Below are 3694 nucleotides of genomic sequence, written 5' to 3' on the forward strand. Positions count from 1 at the left end.
ACACGCGGTGACCGAAGCCCATCAGCTTCACGCCCGAGTTCTTGTCCTTCACCTGCTTGATGAACTCAGGAATGTTGTCCACCGAGCCGATTTCTTCCAGCATGTTCAGCGCTGCTTCGTTCGCGCCGCCATGTGCCGGGCCCCACAGGCAGGCGATACCGGCTGCGATACAGGCGAACGGATTCGCGCCCGACGAACCGGCCAGACGCACCGTGGAGGTCGACGCATTCTGTTCGTGGTCGGCGTGCAGGATCAGGATGCGGTCCAGTGCGCGCACCAGCACATCGTTGACCTTGTACTCTTCTGCCGGGTTCGAGAACATCATGTGCATGAAGTTCGCGCTGTACGACAGATCGTTCTTCGGATACACGAACGGCTGGCCGACTGTGTATTTGTACGCCATCGCCACCAGCGTCGGCAGTTTGGCGATCATGCGCGCCGCCGATATCTCACGATGCTGCGGATTGGTGATATCGAGTGAGTCGTGATAGAACGCCGCCAACGCGCCGACTGCCGCCACCAGAATCGCCATCGGATGCGCGTCGCGACGGAAACCGCGGAAGAAGAAATGCATCTGCTCGTGGACCATCGTGTGCTGCGTGACGGTGTGGACGAACTCTTCCTTCTGCGCGGCATTCGGCAGATCGCCCTTCAGCAGCAGGTAGCAGGTTTCGAGGAAGTCAGCGTTTTGCGCGAGATTGTCGATCGGGTAGCCGCGGTACAGCAGTTCACCCTTGTCACCATCAATGTAGGTAATGGCCGAGTTACACGCCGCCGTCGACATAAAGCCCGGGTCGTAAGTGAACTTGCCGGTCTGGCCGTACAGCTTGCGGATGTCGATCACGTCCGGGCCCATTGAGCCCTTGTAGATCGGCAGATCGATGGTCTGGTCGCTGTCGGAAAACTTCAGCGTTGCGTGTGTTGTAGAGTCATTCATCTAGCTTTCCTTTATATTGCATCGCACACGTACCGGACTACGAGTGCCTGAAGAGACAGGATCGAACCCTGGGCAGCCGCGCCACCGCGTTATGCTGCCGTGCACGAATCCGGCCGTCCTGCCGTTGCTCGTCCTACTCCGGTTGTCGGCGCCCATTTTACGGCCCAAGAGCGACTTGATTGCGACGATTGACCGCAACAATCCATCTCGACCCGAGCAATATTCCGCTCAAGTGGAATTCGAAATCACAAAAAAGGTGCAGCGAATCGCATCAATTGCCTGCTAGCGAAATGAAAGACAGCGTGGATATCGCAACAATCTTTTTCGTTCGATGTGCAGCGCAACATCGCATCCTCTGAGATACTGATCTCGTGTCATGCTTCCCCTGCAAAACACATCGCTGTCTTGGCCCGCCGTCTCGCGGCGGGCTTTTTTAATCAGCTCAGAAGAACAGGATTATTTGATGAACGCATCGCTCGAAACGCTGTTTCCGGATCATAACCATACCGAGGACAGCATCGTCACCGCGTTGAACCATCAGGACATCGTGGTGGCGTTATCGGCGGCACTCAAGACGCAAAACGTCGCTGTGCTGCATATGCTCTATCCGCGCACGGATGCGCGTACGCATCGCAGCCTCGACGCCCTCGTCGACAAGCTGCGTGGTCACGGCCTGCATCAAGTGGCGGCCCTCGTTGCTGACGAAGCGCACTATCTGCTGCTCAAGGACCCGAAGAAGGCATGGAAGGTCCTTCACGAAATCCGCAACGACTCGCTCGCGATCGGCGTGCATCTGTACTATCACGGCCTCGTTGGCGAAGCGGCAGAACGGGCGCTCGACGCGGACGCGCATCGCAAGAACTGAGCGCGCGCAAGGCAAGCGTTACGACGACGGTGAGCCGTCCGGGTGGCGCTTTCTTATGATGCGGCTGCGGCTCGGGTGTGGAACCCGAGCGGTGCCTTGCGCAATGCTCGCGTCGCCAAGACTTGACGCCCCTGCGTTGCGCTCTGCGCATCAGTGTGTTGAGTGGTGCGCTGGTTCGCGCGATGAATCAGCCTTGGCTTGAAGGGCCAACGCTGCGAATGAATTCGTCAATATAGCGATTGAACGCTGCCGGATGCGCCAGATTCATCCCATGCGAAGCACCACGCACCGTAGCGCGCCGTGCGTCGGGCAGCCATGAGTCAAGCGCCGTCGCGGTACGGCGAAACATATCCGGGCTCTTTTCGCCGTCAATCAGCAAGACGGGAGCACGTACGTCAGCGGCATCTTCCGGCGTATAGGCCGGCAGCGGATCGCGGAACTGACGTGCGAGGGTATGGGCGTTGTCGATCGCCATGGTGCGGAACGACAACGTGCTCTTGGCCCAGAAACCTGGGCGGCTCACCGAATCGACGAACAGTTGCAGACCTTCGTCCACCTTCCCCTCTTCGATCAGCTGGGCCGCGCGAGCGCGCAGCGCATTGACTGTCTCCGGCAAGCGGGCCGTCGGTCTTCCGGCAATCTGCAACGGACCGCCCGGGTCTGCCAGCGTCAACGAGCGCAGATGCTGTGGATAGCGCCGCGCGAGATAAAACGCCACACAGCCGCCACGCGAATGCCCCACGACGTGCGCAGGTCCCATGCCGAAGCGCTCGATAAACTCTCCCACTTCATCTGCGTGCGCGCTCCAACTGAATGGCATTTCCGCCGGCGTATCGGTCTGCGGCCAATAGTGGGTCAGACTGACGGCGACGCAGCGATACTGCTTCTCCATGCCAGCGAGTTGCGGTTGCCAATAACGGTAATCGCATAGCGAGCCGTGCACGAACAGCAGCAGCTCGCCTTCGCCTGCCTCCACGTAGGGCATGCGCAAACCGCTCGATAGTTCGATGTACAAAGGAGACGCAACGGAATCAGGATGAGTCACAGGATGCTTCGGGGATGCTATGGGACGATCCCGGCTCGAGCCGGCCAGCGGCGCGGCGCCGTGCCGGATCAGCAAAGAAGAAGTGAGACGGATAGCGGCGTATGGCCTGCCACGGTTGCAATGGTCGCAGTAGCCACAGGGGTAAAGCCTAGTAACAGCGAATCAAGGCGCTATTGTCACACAGGTCCACTGGACGCGCGCTGAGTCCGGCGCCCCTACTCGTACATCAACTCGTCCAGCAATCCCGCCCCTGCCGCCGCACCCGCGCCGCGCACGGCACAGGTCAGAGGTTCATCGGCGACGCGCACGGCGAGTCCAATCTCAGCGGTGAGACGCCGGCCCAGGTTGCCAAGCAGTGCCCCGCCGCCGGTTAGCACGATGCCCGTGTCGAAGATATCAGTCACCAGTTCGGCCGGAGCGTTTTCAAGCGCTGCTTTCACGGCGCCAATCACGTGACGCAGCGGCGCTTCAATGGCGTCGGCGATATCGTGGTTGCTAATCTGGACTGTGCGCGGCAGACCGTCTTCGGCGCTGCGGCCGGTGGCGTTCAGGCGTTCGAGCGGCACATTGCGCATGGCCGTGCCGATGGTTTTTTTCAGATGCTCCGCCGTCTGGTCGCCGATCAACACGCCGTACAGATTGCGCACATAGTTGACGATCGCCGCGTCGAACTGGTCACCGCCGACGCGAATCGAGCCGCTATAGACCATGCCGCCCAGCGCAATGACGCCCACCTCGGTCGTGCCGCCGCCGATATCGACCACCATCGATCCGGTCGCCGACGAAACCGGCAGACCCGCCCCCACCGCCGAGGCCAGCGATTCGCCGATCAGGCTCACCTTCCAGG

The 3694-nt window shown here is 60.5% G+C and carries 4 protein-coding genes; 1 reads left to right on the forward strand and 3 read right to left on the reverse strand.

What is annotated here, in order from left to right:
* Positions 1-937, reverse strand: a 937-nt coding sequence (gene gltA, locus WCA85_RS19220) for a citrate synthase (protein WP_424066463.1), incomplete at its 3' end; no start/stop codon positions are given.
* Positions 938-1400: 463 nt separating this feature from the next.
* On the opposite strand from gltA, the gene WCA85_RS19225 reads away from it, so the two are divergent.
* Positions 1401-1802 (forward strand): hypothetical protein, encoded by a 402-nt coding sequence (locus tag WCA85_RS19225; protein WP_424066464.1) that lies wholly within the window; start codon positions 1401-1403, stop codon positions 1800-1802.
* A gap of 187 nt (positions 1803-1989) precedes the next feature.
* Here WCA85_RS19225 and WCA85_RS19230 read toward each other — a convergent pair whose 3' ends face one another.
* Both WCA85_RS19230 and WCA85_RS19235 read right to left on the reverse strand, forming a co-directional pair.
* Positions 1990-2787 (reverse strand): alpha/beta fold hydrolase, encoded by a 798-nt coding sequence (locus WCA85_RS19230; RefSeq protein WP_424066466.1) that lies wholly within the window; start codon positions 2785-2787, stop codon positions 1990-1992.
* A 275-nt stretch (positions 2788-3062) separates the two neighbouring features.
* The coding region (locus tag WCA85_RS19235; RefSeq protein ID WP_424066465.1) for a rod shape-determining protein at positions 3063-3694 on the reverse strand (632 nt) is incomplete at its 5' end.

Source organism: Paraburkholderia sp. (assembly GCF_049581445.1).
In the GTDB taxonomy this organism is placed as follows: Bacteria; Pseudomonadota; Gammaproteobacteria; order Burkholderiales; family Burkholderiaceae; genus Paraburkholderia.